The sequence below is a fragment of the Mycobacterium venezuelense genome, from assembly GCF_054919535.1.
Genome location: NZ_JBONDW010000016.1, coordinates 20,760 through 35,874, shown reverse-complemented (window position 1 = coordinate 35,874; position 15,115 = coordinate 20,760). Strand labels below are relative to the sequence as shown.

Here is a 15,115-nt window from a genome sequence, read left to right as displayed (position 1 = left end):
ACACCTTATTGAAAATGATTGTCGACAAGCGTCACGCTGCGCGGTAACTTGGCGCAGTGCCCCCGCTGCAGCCGCCGGTCACCGTTCTCAACGCGGCGGGCGAGCTACTTCGCGTCGTATCGGCACCGGTCCGGATTGCGATTGTGTTGCAACTGAACGGTTCTCCCCGCTGTGTCCATGAGCTCGTCGACGCCCTGCACACCCCGCAGTCACTTGTGAGCCAGCATTTGCGCATTCTCAAGGCGGCCAGGGTGGTAGCCGGTGAACGTGTCGGGCGGGAGGTGAAGTATCGCCTCGTCGACGATCATCTGGCTCGCATCGTGATTGCGGCGGTCGTCCACGCTGCCGAGGATCCGGCGGCCCGCTACGAACCGACTTGAGTGAACGCAGCCAACTCAACCCCGTCTGCGACAAGCCGCTCGCGCACGGTCGTCGCGATCTGCACCGCACCCGGCGAATCGCCGTGTACGCAAATAGATTCCGTGGTGATCGGAATGGTGGTCCCGTCGATCGCGGTCACCTCGCCCGACGTCACCATGCTGCTGACGCGTTCGGCGATCTCGCCCGGGTCGTGCAACACGGACCCCGGTTCACGTCGTGACACCAGGGTGCCGTCGGGCCGGTAGGCCCGGTCGGCGAAGGCCTCGGCGACCGTGCGCAGGCCACGGGCGGACGCCTCGGCGAAGAACACCGAGCTCGACAAGCCGAGCACCGGCAGCCCCGCATCGACCGCAGACACCGCGGCCACGACCGCGGCGGCCTGCTCGCGATGGCTGACGATCGTGTTGTACAGCGCCCCATGCGGTTTCACGTAGGCGACGGTCGTACCGGCGGCATGTGCAATCGCCTGCAACGCGCCGATCTGGTAGATGACGTCGGCGGTCAGATCCTCGGGTGTGATGTCGATGAAGCGCCTGCCGAATCCGGCCAGGTCGCGGTAGCTGACCTGCGCGCCCACAGCCACGCCGCGCTGCGCCGCGGTCCGGCACGTGCGCAGCAACAGCGCCGGGTCTCCGGCATGGAAACCGCACGCGACGTTGGCGCTCGTCACCACGCCCAGCATGGCCTCGTCGTCGCCGAGCTGCCACACTCCGAAGCTCTCGCCGAGATCGGCGTTGAGGTCGACGGTGGTCATCAGCCCGGCCAGCCGTTCTCGGATACGAACTCGGGCAATGGCCGGCCGACGGTCCAGTGCTCGATCTCCAGCACCGGACGGTCCGGGAACTCCGGGACCGGGCCGAGGCAGAGGATCGCGACCGGCTCGGCGTCATCGGGCATGTCCAGCAGATGCGCGAGCGGGCGCGGCTCGAATATCGACACCCACCCCATGCCGAGCCCTTCGGCGCGCGCGGCCAGCCACATGTTCTGGATCGCGCACGACACCGAGGCCAGATCCATCTGCGGCAGCGTGCGGCGGCCGAAGACGTGGCGCTCCCGGCCCTCACCGAGTGCGACGACGAGCAGTTCCGCGCAGTCGAGGATGCCCTCGACCTTGAGCGCCAGAAACTCCTCGCCGCGCGGGCCGAGCGCCTCCGCGGTGTGGGCGCGTTCCTCGTCGACGAGCGCGTGGATCTTGGTGCGCAGCGCGGCGTCGGTGACGCGGATGAACCGCCACGGCTGCATCAGGCCGACACTCGGCGCGGCGTGCGCGGCCTGCAACAACCGGCCGAGGACGTCGGCGGGAACCGTGCTGTCGGGCACGAATCGGCGCATGTCACGGCGCTCGGTTATGGCCCGGTAGACGGCCTGCCGTTCGGCGGGGCTGAAGGCATGTCGAAGCACAGCTTGAGCCTATCGCCGCCGCGAAAGTGGTCAGGTCGATGTGGTGGTCGAATCGGGCGTGCGCATCCGGATCGTGTGTCGCGGCGACGACGGTGGTGCCCGACGCGGCTAGCCGGTGAAGTTGGCGGTAGACCGTTTCGGCGCTGTCGGCATCGAGGCCCGCGGTCGGTTCGTCGAGCAGCAGGATGGGTGCTTGCTGGGCGAACGCCTGGGCGAGCAGCGTGCGTTGCCGCTGCCCGCCGGACAACTCGCCCAGCCTGCGGTGGCGAAGCCCGTCGAGTGCCAGTTCGTCGATCCAGTAGTCGACGATGTCGCGATCGGCCCGCGTCGCGCGGCGCAGCAGGCCGAGCCTGCGCCAGCGGCCCATCGCGACCACCTCGCCGACCGTGATGGGAAACGTTTGCGCGACCTGGTCGCGCTGCACGGCCAACGCGATGTCATCGGCCCCGGCCAGGTCGACCGAGCCGTGTTGGGGGCGCAGCAATCCGGCGATCAGGCCCAGCAACGTTGATTTGCCGGATCCGTTGGGCCCGGCGATGGCGGTGGTTGCGCCGCCGGCGAACTCGACCGTGAGATCGGTGAGAACCTGAGTTCGGTTGTAGCCGAACGTCACTCGGTTCAGCCGGATGGGATGCAAGCCAACTCCTTGTTGAAAATGGTTTTCATTGATGATAAGAGTTTAGCCGTGCTGAACTGGTTGGGTGCACCGTTCGGCTCCGAGGTCGTCGTGCGTGCGGCGGTCGCGGGGTCGGCGGTGGCGTTGATGTGTGCGATCGTCGGCACGTGGGTCGTGTTGCGCGGCTCGGTGTTCCTCGGCGACGCGATGTCGCACGGGATGCTGCCGGGCGTCGCGCTGGCCTCGGCGGTCGGCGGGAATCTGTTCGTCGGCGCGCTGATCGCCGCGCTCGCCATGGCATACGGTGTTGCGGCGCTGAGCCGTTCGTCCAGGTTCTCCTCGGACACCAGTATCGGTCTGCTGCTGGTCGGCATGCTGGCCGTGGGCGTCATCGTGGTGTCGCACTCGAGCACGTACGCGGTTGATCTGACCGCCTTCCTGTTCGGCGATGTGCTTGGCGTGCGGCCACGCGACATCGCGGTGCTCGGTGCCGCGCTGGCCTTCATCGCCGCGGTCGCATTCGTGGGCCGTCGGGCCTTCGTCGCGGCGACGTTCGACGTCCGCAAGGCGGCCACCCTGCGGCTCAACCCACGGCTCGCCGCAATCGCTCTCACGGTCCTGATCGCCGTCGCGATCGTGGCGTCTTTCCACGTCGTCGGCACGCTGCTGGTGCTGGGCCTGCTCGTGGCCCCGCCGGCCGCCGCGACGCTGTGGGCCCACTCGATCGGGCGAATCATGGTGTTGGCTGCCGGCATCGGTGTGGTGTCGGTATGGCTCGGGCTGCTGGTGTCCTGGCACGCCGCCACCGCGGGCGGGGCGAGTATCGCCGCTGTCGCGGTCGGATTGTTCTTCTGCTCGGTCATCGCCGCGTCGATGTTTCAGCGAGCCGCGGCATGAGGGCGATCCTGGCGCTGATGACGTGCGTCCTGCTGCTCGCCGGTTGTGGATCACCGGAAACCCCGACTGCGTCAACGACTTCCGCGGCACACGACGACACGGGAATCGACGCCCAGGAAAGCAAGGATCCGGTGACGAGGCTGGTGTTGGTCGATCCGGACACCGGCGCAAGCGTGGTGTTCGACGCCGGCGAAGAGACCGAGACCTCGCTGGGTGAGTTCGGTCCGACCGACGGCATCAGCGGTGACGGGCGGTTCGCCTACCTGCGCGGTGTGGGCGCGATCACCGTGGTGGACGGCGGTTCGTGGACATTCGACCACGGCGACCATTCGCACTACTACGTCGAACCGGCAGGCCTCGCCGGTCACCTGGACGGCCGGTTCGCCGATGCTGTCGGTCAGCGCACCCTCACCGTGCTGCGCCGCGACGACGGCACCGTCGACGTGCTCGACCGCGACGCACTCGGTGAGCATCGGGTGACCACGGTCGACGGATTCGGCCCGCTGCGTGATATCGCCGAGATCGCTCCGCTCGGAGAGGATCTCGTGACGGTGACCCGTGCCGGTGTCATCAGTGCCGTGGGTACCGACGGCACGGCGCAGCCCCTCGGGCAGTGTCCCGGCGTCACGGGCGCCTCGATGGTCGGCGGCTCGCTGGTCTTCGGCTGCGCCGACGGCGCGGTGCGGATTGCGAAACGAGCCGGGAAACTGACGGCCGACCCGATGCCATTCGGAAATGCCCGTCCCGCAGCTAAACTCGGCCCGCTGTCGTACCGATACGGCGGTAGCACCCTGGCCGCCGTGACCGCAGATGAGGTGTGGGTGCTCGACGGGCGGCGCGGTGCCTGGGCCTCGGTGCGGGTGCCTGGCGTGATCGCAGCCAACGCGGTCTCAGCAGACGCGGTGCTGGTGCTCACTGCCGACGGTCAACTGCGCCAGTTCGATACGAAAACCGGTACACAAACGGCAACTGTCCCGCTTTTCAGTGGCCCGGTGCCATCCGCTGGGCCCACCCCGGTGATCGAGGTCGACGCCGACCGGGCATACCTCAACGATGCCGCGGGCCGGGCGGTCTACGAAATCGATTACCGGGACGGCCTTCGGCTGGCACGCACGCTGAAAACGTCCATCGCCCCAGGGTTCATGGTGGAGACCGGGCGGTGATCCGGCGATGGTTCGCGGCCGGGCTCTGCCTGACCGCATCGTTGCTCGGCGCGTGCGGCGCCCAGAACGAGGCGGGCGGGCGGCCTGAAATCACGGTCACAACAACAATTCTCGGTGATGTCGTACGGCAGATCGTCGGTGCGGAGGCCGACGTGAAAGTGGTGATGAAACCCAACGCCGATCCGCATTCATCGAGCCTGTCGGCGGCCGACGCGGCTCAGCTCAACAGTTCCGATCTGATCGTCTACAACGGCCTTGGCCTCGAAGAATCCATGCAGCGCCACGTCGATGCGGCAGCCGAAAACGGTGTTCCCACGTTGGCGGTCGGTGAACATGTCGAACCGCTGCAGTTCTCGGAATCCGAACACAGCGGCCCCGACCCGCATTTCTGGACCGATCCGCAGCGCATGGTGCTCGCGGTAGATACGATCGCCGACCGCGTTACCGAGCTGTCCGGAATCGACGGTGCGGCAATCACCGCCAACGCGGCGCGCTACCGCGATGAACTGACCGCGCTGTCGGACTCGATGACCGAACAGTTCGCGGCGATTCCCGCCGAGCGGCGCAAGCTCGTCACCAACCACCACGTGCTGGGCTACCTCGCAGACCGCTTCGGCTTCACGGTGATCGGCGCGGTCATCCCCAGCGGCACCACGCTCGCGTCGCCGAGCGCGTCGGATCTGGAGTCGTTGGCCGGCGCGATCCGGACCGCGGGAGTGCCGGCGATCTTCGTCGACTCGTCGCAACCCGACCGCCTGGCGCGCGTCCTCGCCGAGCAGGCCGGCATGCAGGTCAACGTCGTATCGCTCTACAGCGAATCGCTCAGCGAACCGGGCAGCCCGGCCGACACGTACCTCGGCATGATGCGCGCCAACACCGAAACCATTGTCAAACAACTAAATTGACCGATCAAGGAGAACGGATGCACAAACCACTCGCCGCCGTCGGCGGACTCTTTCTCGCCGCGGCGCTGGCCGGGTGCGGAAGCGGCGGCCAAACCGACGCCGCCGACGCGCCCAGTGAGCCGATCGTCGAGCCGCTTGTGGTCACCTACGACGGTGGCCTGTACGTGCTCGACGGTGACAACCTGGAGGTCAAGTCGACGATCCCGTTGGAAGGATTCCTGCGCGTCAATCCGGCCGGTGACGACGCACACGTGCTGGTGTCCACCGACCAGGGCTTCCGGGTGCTCGACGCGTCGGCAGGCCAACTGACCGACACCACGTTCGAGGCGAGCGAGCCCGGCCACGTCGTACCGCACGGGGAGCGCACCGCGTTGTTCGCCGACGGATCGGGCGACATCACCGTGTTCGACCCCCACGAGCTGGAGGGTGGCAAGCCCGAGACCCAGACACTCAAGTCGACCAAGCCGCATCACGGGGTGGCGGTCGTGCTGTCCGACGGCAGCTGGGTGCGTAGTGAGGGAGACCCCGATGAGCGCACGGGAGCCGTGGCCTTCGATTCCGGGCAGGCCGAGATCGCGCGCAACACCGAGTGCCCCGGCCTGCACGGAGAAACGGTTGTCGATGGGGAGACCGTCGTACTCGGTTGCGAGAACGGGGTGTTGACGTATTCGGACCGCGCGTTCACGAAGATCGCGGCACCGGGTGAGTACGGCAGGGTGGGCAATCTGCGCGGCCATGAAGAGTCGCCGGTGGCGCTCGGTGACTTCAAGGTCGATCCCGACGCGGAGCTGGAACGGCCGAACCAGTTCGCGCTCATCGACACCACCACCAACCAGCTTCGCGTTGTCACGCTGCCGCCGTCGGTCAGCTACTCGTTCCGGTCGCTGGCGCGCGGGCCACATGCCGAAGCGTTGATCCTCGGCACCGATGGCAAGTTGTACGTCATCGACCCGAATACGGGGGATACCACCAAAACCATTGCGGTGACCGAGCAGTGGACCGAACCCGACGACTGGCAGCAGCCCCGGCCGACGGTGTTCACCCGCGGGCATGACGTCTACGTCACCGACCCGGCGACGAAGGAACTGCATCTCGTCGATGTGGAATCCGGTGAGGTGACGAAATCGGTGACACTGGAGCAGACGCCGAACGAGCTCAGTGGCGCGGTCGGCCACGAACACTAGCGTCACAACGTCGAGTGGCCACTTCTGACACGCGTCAGCCAAAGCTCCGTGTCAAAGGTGGCCATTCGGCGTTCCAGACCATGCGGATGTGCGTCGAGTAATGCAAACGGTTATCGTTATCGGCGTGATATCGCCCATCCACCTGCGCACTCTGGCCGCGAGCCTCGTCCTTGTCGCGCCTCTTGCACTCGCCGCCTGCGGTTCCGACGAATCCTCGACGGCCGAGCCCGCGGGCGACTGCCCGACCACCCCGGTCAACGTGGTGGTCAGTGTTGACCAATGGGGCGACATCGTTTCGGAGCTCGGCGGGGCGTGCGCCAAGGTGACGACGGTTCTCGCCGGGTCGTCGGTCGACCCGCACGACTTCGAACCGTCGCCTTCGGATGCGGCGAAATTCGAGGGTGCCCAGCTCGTGGTGATCAACGGCGGCCACTACGACGAGTGGGCGAGCAAGCTCGCCGAAAGCTCCGCCCCCGACGCGCCGGTCGTCGCGGCCATCGAGGATGCCGGTGCGCACGAGGACGAGACGCACGACCACGGCCACGAGGAGGAGGGGCACGACCACGGTGACGGAACCAACCCGCACGCCTGGTACAGCCCGGCAGCGGTGACATCCGTCGCCGATGCCGTGACCGAGAAGCTCGGCGAATTGGCGCCGGACGCAAAGGATTACTTCGAGCAGCGGCGCACGGCCTTCACCGATTCGATGAAGCCGTACAACCAGCTGATCGACGACATCAAGAGCAACGCATCCGGCAAGACCTACGCGGCAACCGAGGCGGTGTTCGACGATATGGCCGCCGCGGTCGGACTGGTCAATCGCACGCCGGAGGGCTATCAGGTGGCCTCGTCCAACGAAAGCGACCCGTCGCCTGCCGACCTTGACGCGTTCCTGCGCCTGCTGGCCGACAAGGGTGTCGACGTGCTGATCTACAACACCCAGACCGAGGGCTCGGTGCCGCAGCAGATCCGCTCCGCGGCGGAAGCCGCTGGCGTTCCTGTCGTCGATGTGACGGAAACGGTGGCGCCGGGCGCCGATTCGTTCGAGGCTTGGCAGGTGGATCAACTCACCTCGCTCGCCAAGGCCCTTGGTGTCCAGCCGTAACAGTGAATCGGAACCCGCGCTGGTCTTCGACGACGTCAGCGTGGTCCGGGGCGGACGCCTGATCTGGTCGGAGGGCACGTTCGAGATCCCGGCCGGCGGAATCGTCGCGCTGATCGGTTCCAACGGATCCGGTAAGTCGACGATGTTGCAGGTCGTGCTGGGGCTGTTGCCCGTCGCATCGGGCTCCGTGCGCGTGCTCGGCAGTCGTCCCGGCGAACGCAACGACCTCATCGGTTATGTGCCGCAGGACTACGTCGCCGGTGCCGGCGAGGCCATCCGGGCGCGCGACGCCGTCACGCTCGGCCTCACCGGGCGCCGTTGGGGCTTCAGCCGCACGACGCGCTCCGACAAGGAACGCGTGGCCGAGGCGTTGGAGTGGGTCGAGGCCACCGAGTTCGCCGATATGCGGGTTTCGCAGCTGTCGGGTGGCCAGCGGCAGCGAGTGGCGCTGGCCAACGCCCTTGTGGGGCATCCGAAGCTGCTCATCCTCGACGAACCGCTGGCTGCTCTCGACCTGCGCAACCAGCATGAGATCGTGCAGCTGCTGGCTCGGCTGAACAACGAACTCGGCGTCACGATTCTGGTTGTCGCCCATGATCTGAATCCCTTGCTCGCGGTGCTCGACAGCGCCATCTATCTGCTCGACGGGCATGCCCACCACGCCGCGATCGACGAGGTGGTGGATGCTGATCTACTGACTCACCTGTACGGCACCAAGGTGCAGGTGGCCAATACGTTGCAGGGGCAGATGTACATGAGGAGCGGCGGGTGATGCCGACGTTCGTGGTCGCCCAGAGCAATCTCGCACTGGGCTATCAGCACAACTGGTGGCAGATTTTGACGTCGGCCTTCATGCGCAATGCGCTGATCGGCGGCACGCTCGTCGCGCTCGCGGCCGGCTTGATCGGTTACTTCATCATCGTGCGCAACACCGCGTTCGCCGCACACGCGCTCGCTCACATCGGATTGCCAGGAGCCACCGGTGCGGCGCTGTTGGGCCTGCCGGTCGTCTTCGGGCTCGGCGTGTTCTGTATCGGCGGGGCACTTGTCATCGGCGCCCTGGGTAAGCGGGCTGACGACCGCGAGGTCGCGACGGGAACCGTCCTGGCGTTGGCCACCGGCTTCGGGTTGTTCTTCAACTCGCTGGCGACCAAGAACTCGTCGACGCTGACCAACGTGCTGTTCGGCAATCTGCTCGCGATCACTCACCAGCAGCTGCTGACGTTCACCGCGCTGCTGGTCCTACTGGCCGCGACGGTCGTGCTGGTGTATCGCCCATTGCTGTTCGCCTCGGTCAATGCTCAGGTTGCCGAGGCCAAGGGGGTGCCGGTGCGGGCGCTGTCGGTGTTGTTCATGGCCCTGCTCGGCGTCGCGGTGACCATGGCCGTGCAGGCCGTCGGCACCCTGCTGTTGTTCGCGCTCGTCGTCACGCCCGCTGCCACGGCGATCATGCTCACCGCCCAACCCCTGGCCGCGATGGCGATCTCCACCGGGATCAGCCTGGTCTCGGTGTGGGCCGGTCTGGCGGTTTCCGCGATCTTCAACATGCCGCCGAGCTTTGTGATCGTGACGATCGCGTGCGCGTTCTGGCTTGCGGTGTGGGCGGCCCAGCGTGCCACGCGGTCGGCGATGGGATTCATCCACTAGCCTCAGAGAGCATGTCCAGGAGTCCCGACCCGCCACGTCGGGCCACCCTGGCCTCGTTGGCGGCCGAACTGAAGGTTTCGCGGACGACGATCTCGAACGCGTACAACCGGCCGGATCAGCTTTCGGCCGATCTGCGCGAGCGAATCTTCGATGCCGCCAAGCGGCTGGGCTATCCGGGCCCTGACCCGGTGGCGCGTTCGCTGCGCACGCGCAAAGCCGGAGCCGTTGGGCTGATGATCACCGAACCGCTCAACTACTCCTTCAGCGACCCGGCAGCGCTGGATTTCGTTGCGGGCCTGGCCGAATCGTGTGAGGAGGCCGGTCAGGGGCTGTTGTTGGTCGCGGTCGGACCCAACCGTAGTTTCGAGGACGGCTCGGCGGCGGTGTTGTCGGCCGGGGTCGACGGTTTCGTGGTGTATTCGGCCTCCGACGACGACCCCTATCTGCCCGTCGTGCGGCAGCGCCATCTTCCCGTTGTGGTGGTCGACCAGCCGAAGGATGTGCCCGGGGTGTCGCGGGTCAGCATCGACGATCGCGGCGGCATGCGGAAACTGGCCGAGTATGTACTCGAACTCGGCCACCGTGACATCGGCCTGCTGACGATGCGATTGGGCCGAGACTGGCCGCACGGCAGCCCCAAGCCGGCGCTCGCCGATCCCGAACGCGTGCTGTCCCCGCACTTCCACGTGCAGCGCGAGCGCATTCACGGTGTGTACGACGCGATGGTGGCCGCCGGGCTGGCCCCGGCGTCGCTGACCGTCGTCGAGAGTTACGAGCATCTGCCGACATCGGGCGGGGCGGCCGCCGAGGTGGCGCTGGAAGCCAATCCGCGTATCACCGCGCTGATGTGCACGGCCGACGTACTGGCGTTGTCGGCGATGGACTACCTGCGCTCGCGCGGGATCTATGTGCCGGGCCAGATGACGGTCACCGGATTCGACGGCGTGCCAGAGGCGTTGCGGCGCGGCCTCACCACGGTCGTGCAGTCCAGTGTCGAAAAGGGCCGCCGCGCTGGGCAGTTGCTGCACAATCCACCGCGGTCAGGCCTGCCCGTGATCGACGTGCTGGACACCGAGGTGGTGCGCGGGCGTACGTCGGGCCAACCGGCCTAGAGTTCGGTCACCGGTGAGGTGGCTCGCCAGGCGTCGATCACCGGCGTCAGATGCTCGATGAGTACCGGCAGTTCCGGTGCCATCGCGAGCGCTGCGATCGTCGCGAGACGTGCCGCGGCCTCCGTGGCTCGCAGCACCCGCTCGTCGACGGTGCGCAGCCCCAACTCGGTTGCGGCCGCGTCGTAGCTCGCGATGCCTTCGGTGTCGATCATGGCGAGATCGGACTCGACGGCGCCGATGGTCACGAGTTCGAAGTCCGAGCACAGTTCGCCGTCAGGTGTGGCGATCATGTTGTAGTACGGCGCGTCACCGTGAATCGGCTGGAGGTCGACACCGGGGAAGGCGGATTCGAAAGCCGCGCGAGACGTCAGCACCGGCGCGAGGACGGCCCATTCCTGCTGTGCCCGTTCGAGGTCGACAGCCGAAATCAGTTCCGGCAGGCGCTGCAATTCGGCCAGCCCCTCGGGAATGTAGGTGCCGAACGGCGCCCAGAAGCTGAGTGGTCCGTCGTAGTCGCGCAGAGCCGCGTGCAGTCGCGCAGTCTGTTGCAGGCGGCTGTTCCAATCCGGCTCGGTGTCCGGGAGCTGCTCGACCAACTCCCAGAACGTCATCGAAAACCCGTCGCGCCGGACCGGTTGGCGGGGCACCAGCGGGCTCGGCGGTACGACGGGATGGCCACGGTCGGCCAGCCAACCCGCGACGGCCAACTCCGATTTCTGCTGCGCTGTCTGCCGATTCGGATCTGCGACGAACGAATGAGGCAGGACTGTCGGCACGCGCGCGACAACGGGAGACGGCGCCAAATGCACGATGACGGAAAACGCGTCGTACAAAATGCGGGGATCGTCGACTTCGAGCCCGAGTGCTGTGCCTGCGGCGGTCGCGGCGGCGACCGCCCGTGCCGTGCGCGCGGCGAGCTCGTCGGCGGTCAGCACTGCGAGCGGCGGGTTTTGAGCAGGTACGCCAGCGCGGTCGCGACGTCCTGCGGCGATTCGACACGGTAGGCCGCCAACGTCTCGCCCGGCCCGACCTTGATCCCGACATCGCCGTCGCGCATCCGCCGAAACGCCTTCTCATCGGTGACGTCGTCGCCGAAAAAGACCACGACCGAGGCATTTTCCTGATCGCGCAGGATATCGACGGCCTCACCCTTGTCGGTCTGGATGACCGCGAACTCGAGGACCGCCTTGCCCTCGGTGAGTTGCGCGGGCCAGGCCGTCGAGGCTTCGCGCGCCGCAGCGAGTGCGCCATCGGCGTCGTCGGCCGAGGCGTTGCGCACGTGCAGTGCGACGCTGGCAGGTTTGGTTTCGACGGTGACGCCCGGCCGGTCGGCGGCGATCGCGTTCAGTTCGGCGGTGATGCGGTCCAACAGCTCACGGTCGATGTCATGGGTGAATCCCGAAGTGAATTCGGCTCCGTGGCTGCCGACGAGGTGCACGGTCGACGGCATCCCGGACAACTCCCGCAGGACCGTCAATGCACGGCCGGAGATCAGCGCGGCCGCAGTGCCGGGAAGGTCCGCGAGGGCGACAAGCGCGTCGGCGGCATCGGCCAACGGGCGGGCATCGCCGGGATTGTTGACGATCGGTGCGAGGGTGCCGTCGAAGTCGGACGTGACCAAAAGCCGCGTGGCCCCGGCCGCCTCGGACAGAACTTGCGACAGGTCGGCGGGTAGCTCGCTCACCCGCTAGATCTTAGGTTGGTCCTCTGCGCCGATCAGCAGCCGCACGGCCAGGTCCAGTCGCTTGCTCACGTCGGTCGCCGAGGCGCGCCGGGTCAGCCACGCCAGCAGGTTCGACAGCCACACGTCGGAGATGACCCGCGCGATGTGGTACTGGTCCTCGGTCGGTTCGCCGTCGCTCATGGCGCGCGCGAACATCGAGTCCATGAGCTTGCCGACGTGGTCGACCTCACCGGCCGCCGACGCGTCGGCGAATACGAACGCGCGGGTCATGGCCTCGGTGAGCAGTGGGTTGCGCTGCATCGCCCGGTTCAGCTTGCCGACCATGAAATTCAGCCGCTGATACGGCGTACCACCGGACAGCGAGGCGCGGTCGGTCTTGGCATCGATGCGCTCGAACTCGCGGCCGAGCGCGGACACCAGCAGGTGCACCTTCGACGGGAAGTAGCGGTACAGCGTGCCGACCGCGACATCGGCGCGCTCGGCGACGGCGCGCATCTGCACTGCCTCGTAACCGCCCTTGGAGGCGATGGCCAGCGTGGCATCGAGGATGCGCTTACGGCGTTCACGCTGAGCTTCGGAACCGAGTTCGGATTCGGCGAGGACCGACACGTTCGTCACCTCACGTGGTCGCGTGTCCGAGCCGGGTGGCTCGTCGCGCGCTGGCTGTGACACTCCGGCCATGGGGTTGGCGACTCCTTCATACTGCGTACCTCATCGAAAACGATACGCACGCCGATCTCCTTTTTCTCACCTCCGGGCCGGTAAAGACACGGACGTGTCCTGCTATAACGCGGGTCGACTTGACGGTCGAACACTGTCACCATTAGAACACGTTCTAGTGGGAAGCACGGACTTCTCGCACTACGGCTAGGAGTTGACGGTGTCAGCCACGATTACCGACGAGCAGTTTGCCGCCCGCGAGCTGGTGAGAAGCTGGGCATCGGCGTCTGGCGCGGTTGCCGCCGTGCGTGAGATTGAACACGATCCGCAGGCCTGGCGCACGACGTATCGGGGCCTCGCCGAACTAGGGATCTTCAGCGTCGCGGTCCCCGAAGGGCACGGCGGCGCCGGTGGCACTGTCGAGGACCTGTGCGCGATGGTCGACGAAGCGGCGGCCGCCCTGGTGCCCGGCCCGTTTGCGACGACGGCGCTGGCCACACTGCTGGTCACCGATGCCACGCTTCTGGATGCCTTGATGTCGGGTGAGCGCAGCGCGGGTGTGGCGCTGGCGGCTTCGGTCGAGGTCACCGCCGGAGCCGCCCCGGCGGCGACATCGGACCGGGTCCGGGTGTCGGGAACCGTCGAGCACGTCCTGGGTGCCGACGCGGCGGGTGTGCTGTTGGTGCCGGCAGGTGAGCAGGTGTTGTTGGTCGACGCGGGCGCTGACGGTGTGACGGTCGAGCACCTGAAGGCCACCGATTTCTCCATCCCGTTGGCCCGGGTTGTCCTGGACTCGGCGCCGGCCGAGGTGCTCGCGGTGTCGCGGCAACGATTCGAAGACGCCGCGGCCACCGTGTTCTCGGCTGAAGCAGCCGGTCTGGCTCGCTGGACGCTGCACACCGCCGCCGAGTACGCCAAGGTGCGCGAACAGTTCGGCAAGCCGATCGGCAGCTTCCAGGCGATCAAGCACATGTGCGCCGAGATGCTTCTGCGTTCCGAACAGGTCTCGGTCGCCGCGGCCGACGCTGCCCGCGCCGCAGGCGAATCCGACGATCCGCAGCGCTCGGTCGCCGCCGCGGTCGCCGCCGCCACCGGTATCGACGCAGCGATCGCCAATGCCAAAGACTGCATTCAGGTGCTCGGCGGTATCGGCATCACGTGGGAGCACGACGCGCATCTGTATCTGCGGCGCGCGTACGGCATCGCGCACTTCCTTGGTGGCCGGCGCCGTTGGGTTCGCCGCGTCGCGGGGTTGACGAGGCAGGGCGTGCGCCGGGAATTGACCATCGATCTGGAGTCGGTCGCGCATCTGCGTCCCGAGATCAGCGCCGCGGTCGCCGAGGTGGCCGCGCAGCCGGTCGAGAAGCGGCAGATCGCCCTCGCGGAATCCGGTCTGCAGGCGCCACATTGGCCGAAGCCGTACGGGCGCAACGCATCACCCGCCGAGCAGTTGCTGATCGATCAGGAGCTCGCCGCGGCGAAGGTCCAACGGCCGGATCTGGTCATCGGCTGGTGGGCGGTACCGACGATTCTCGAGCATGGCAGCGCCGAACAGATCGACCAGTTCGTCCCGCCGACCCTGCGCGGTGACCTGATCTGGTGCCAGCTGTTCTCCGAGCCCGGCGCGGGCTCTGATCTGGCCGCGTTGCGGACCAAAGCCGTTCGTGCCGAGGGCGGTTGGAAGCTCACCGGCCAGAAGGTGTGGACCTCGGCGGCGCAGAAGGCGCATTGGGGCGTGTGTCTGGCCAGAACGGACCCAAATGCTCCGAAGCACAAGGGCATCACGTACTTCCTTGTGGACATGAGGTCACCGGGCATCATGATCCGCCCGCTGCGCGAGATCACCGGCGACGAGCTGTTCAATGAGGTCTTCTTCGACGACGTCTTCGTGCCCGACGAGATGGTGGTCGGCACCGTCAACGACGGCTGGCGGTTGGCCCGCACCACGCTGGCCAACGAACGCGTCGCGATGGCAGGCGGAACCGCACTGGGCAATCCGATGGAGGAGCTGCTGCGTACCGTCAGCGAGATCGACGTCGACGCGGCCGATGAGGACCGTTTGGGCGGGCTGATACTCACGGCCCAGGTGGGCTCACTGTTGGATCAGCGCATCGCCCAGCTTGCGGTCGGCGGCCAGGATCCCGGTGCGCAGGCGAGCGCGCGCAAACTGATCGGCGTGCGTTATCGGCAAGCTTTGGCCGAGTTCCGGATGGAGCTCTCCGCGGGCGGCGGTGTGGTTCTCAACTCAGAGGTGCACGACTTCCTCAACACGCGTTGCCTGACCATCGCCGGTGGCACCGAGCAGATCCTGTTGACGCTGGCCGGGGAGCGGTTGCTGGGCCTGCCGCGCTGACGTGGGC

General features: G+C 67.1%; 16 protein-coding genes. 10 read left to right on the top strand and 6 right to left on the bottom strand.

The genetic code is table 11. The features are described 5' to 3' along the window. Window positions 1–56: 56 nt before the first annotated feature. A complete protein-coding gene (locus ACRCUN_RS23810; RefSeq protein ID WP_462144085.1) occupies window positions 57–380 on the top strand; it encodes an ArsR/SmtB family transcription factor in 324 nt (107 codons plus the stop codon). On the opposite strand, the gene ACRCUN_RS23805 is transcribed toward ACRCUN_RS23810, so the two are convergent. Genes ACRCUN_RS23805 through aztA form a run of 3 tightly spaced genes read right to left on the bottom strand, consistent with a single transcriptional unit; the run spans window position 365 to window position 2,419 of the window. After that, complete coding sequence (locus ACRCUN_RS23805) at window positions 365–1,135, bottom strand: LamB/YcsF family protein (RefSeq protein ID WP_462144084.1); 771 nt, start codon at window positions 1,133–1,135, stop codon at window positions 365–367. The genes ACRCUN_RS23810 and ACRCUN_RS23805 overlap by 16 nt on opposite strands. Further along, window positions 1,135–1,713 carry a 5,6-dimethylbenzimidazole synthase gene (gene bluB / locus ACRCUN_RS23800; RefSeq protein WP_462144210.1) on the bottom strand — a complete coding sequence of 193 codons (579 nt, stop codon included), beginning with the start codon at window positions 1,711–1,713 and terminating at the stop codon, window positions 1,135–1,137. The genes ACRCUN_RS23805 and bluB overlap by 1 nt, the downstream gene beginning before the upstream one ends. A 1-nt stretch (window position 1,714) precedes the next feature. Beyond that, on the bottom strand, window positions 1,715–2,419 hold the full coding sequence (gene aztA / locus ACRCUN_RS23795; protein WP_462144083.1) for a zinc ABC transporter ATP-binding protein AztA: 705 nt from the start codon (window positions 2,417–2,419) through the stop codon (window positions 1,715–1,717). 48 nt (window positions 2,420–2,467) lie between these two features. Here aztA and aztB point away from each other — a divergent pair, with 48 nt between their 5' ends. The 8 genes from aztB to ACRCUN_RS23755 all read left to right on the top strand — a co-directional run bounded on the left by aztB (window position 2,468) and on the right by ACRCUN_RS23755 (window position 10,411). Beyond that, complete coding sequence (gene aztB / locus ACRCUN_RS23790; protein WP_462144082.1) at window positions 2,468–3,295, top strand: zinc ABC transporter permease AztB; 828 nt, start codon at window positions 2,468–2,470, stop codon at window positions 3,293–3,295. After that, a complete protein-coding gene (locus ACRCUN_RS23785; protein ID WP_462144081.1) occupies window positions 3,292–4,458 on the top strand; it encodes an ABC transporter in 1,167 nt (388 codons plus the stop codon). The genes aztB and ACRCUN_RS23785 overlap by 4 nt, the downstream gene beginning before the upstream one ends. Beyond that, window positions 4,455–5,363 (top strand): zinc ABC transporter substrate-binding protein AztC, encoded by a 909-nt coding sequence (gene aztC / locus ACRCUN_RS23780; protein ID WP_462144080.1) that lies wholly within the window; start codon window positions 4,455–4,457, stop codon window positions 5,361–5,363. Before ACRCUN_RS23785 ends, aztC begins: the two co-directional genes overlap by 4 nt. 17 nt (window positions 5,364–5,380) lie before the next feature. Next, the gene (gene aztD / locus ACRCUN_RS23775; protein ID WP_462144079.1) at window positions 5,381–6,547 is read left to right on the top strand and encodes a zinc metallochaperone AztD; all 1,167 of its coding nucleotides are present in this window, start codon (window positions 5,381–5,383) and stop codon (window positions 6,545–6,547) included. A 100-nt stretch (window positions 6,548–6,647) separates the two neighbouring features. Further along, entirely contained in the window at window positions 6,648–7,652 is a 1,005-nt protein-coding gene (locus tag ACRCUN_RS23770) for a metal ABC transporter solute-binding protein, Zn/Mn family (protein ID WP_462144078.1), read from the top strand. Next, the gene (locus tag ACRCUN_RS23765; protein ID WP_462144077.1) at window positions 7,639–8,424 is read left to right on the top strand and encodes a metal ABC transporter ATP-binding protein; all 786 of its coding nucleotides are present in this window, start codon (window positions 7,639–7,641) and stop codon (window positions 8,422–8,424) included. Before ACRCUN_RS23770 ends, ACRCUN_RS23765 begins: the two co-directional genes overlap by 14 nt. Further along, window positions 8,424–9,299, top strand: coding sequence for a metal ABC transporter permease (locus ACRCUN_RS23760; protein WP_462144076.1), 876 nt, complete (start codon window positions 8,424–8,426; stop codon window positions 9,297–9,299). Before ACRCUN_RS23765 ends, ACRCUN_RS23760 begins: the two co-directional genes overlap by 1 nt. An 11-nt stretch (window positions 9,300–9,310) precedes the next feature. After that, window positions 9,311–10,411, top strand: coding sequence for an Rv3575c family transcriptional regulator (locus ACRCUN_RS23755; RefSeq protein WP_462144075.1), 1,101 nt, complete (start codon window positions 9,311–9,313; stop codon window positions 10,409–10,411). Here ACRCUN_RS23755 and ACRCUN_RS23750 read toward each other — a convergent pair. The 3 genes from ACRCUN_RS23750 to kstR are packed head-to-tail and all read right to left on the bottom strand — an operon-like array spanning window position 10,408 to window position 12,704. Continuing rightward, a complete protein-coding gene (locus ACRCUN_RS23750; protein ID WP_462144074.1) occupies window positions 10,408–11,346 on the bottom strand; it encodes an aminoglycoside phosphotransferase/kinase family protein in 939 nt (312 codons plus the stop codon). The two genes, ACRCUN_RS23755 and ACRCUN_RS23750, sit on opposite strands and share 4 nt — an antisense overlap. Then, window positions 11,340–12,095 (bottom strand): trehalose-phosphatase, encoded by a 756-nt coding sequence (gene otsB / locus ACRCUN_RS23745; protein WP_462144073.1) that lies wholly within the window; start codon window positions 12,093–12,095, stop codon window positions 11,340–11,342. Before otsB ends, ACRCUN_RS23750 begins: the two co-directional genes overlap by 7 nt. A 3-nt stretch (window positions 12,096–12,098) precedes the next feature. Continuing rightward, window positions 12,099–12,704, bottom strand: a complete 606-nt coding sequence (kstR, locus tag ACRCUN_RS23740) for a cholesterol catabolism transcriptional regulator KstR (protein ID WP_462144209.1) — start codon at window positions 12,702–12,704, stop codon at window positions 12,099–12,101. A gap of 271 nt (window positions 12,705–12,975) precedes the next feature. Between kstR and ACRCUN_RS23735 the strand changes: the two genes are divergently transcribed. Further along, entirely contained in the window at window positions 12,976–15,108 is a 2,133-nt protein-coding gene (locus ACRCUN_RS23735; protein WP_462144072.1) for an acyl-CoA dehydrogenase family protein, read from the top strand. Window positions 15,109–15,115: the final 7 nt, after the last annotated feature.

Coding starts and splice junctions, on each gene's coding strand:
- ACRCUN_RS23805 (WP_462144084.1), bottom strand. CDS start 1,135: ATGACCACCGTCGACCTCAACGCCGATCTCGGCGAGAGCTTCGGAGTG.
- aztD (WP_462144079.1), top strand. CDS start 5,381: ATGCACAAACCACTCGCCGCCGTCGGCGGACTCTTTCTCGCCGCGGCG.
- ACRCUN_RS23760 (WP_462144076.1), top strand. CDS start 8,424: ATGCCGACGTTCGTGGTCGCCCAGAGCAATCTCGCACTGGGCTATCAG.
- ACRCUN_RS23785 (WP_462144081.1), top strand. CDS start 3,292: ATGAGGGCGATCCTGGCGCTGATGACGTGCGTCCTGCTGCTCGCCGGT.
- ACRCUN_RS23755 (WP_462144075.1), top strand. CDS start 9,311: ATGTCCAGGAGTCCCGACCCGCCACGTCGGGCCACCCTGGCCTCGTTG.
- ACRCUN_RS23770 (WP_462144078.1), top strand. CDS start 6,648: ATGCAAACGGTTATCGTTATCGGCGTGATATCGCCCATCCACCTGCGC.
- bluB (WP_462144210.1), bottom strand. CDS start 1,713: ATGCGCCGATTCGTGCCCGACAGCACGGTTCCCGCCGACGTCCTCGGC.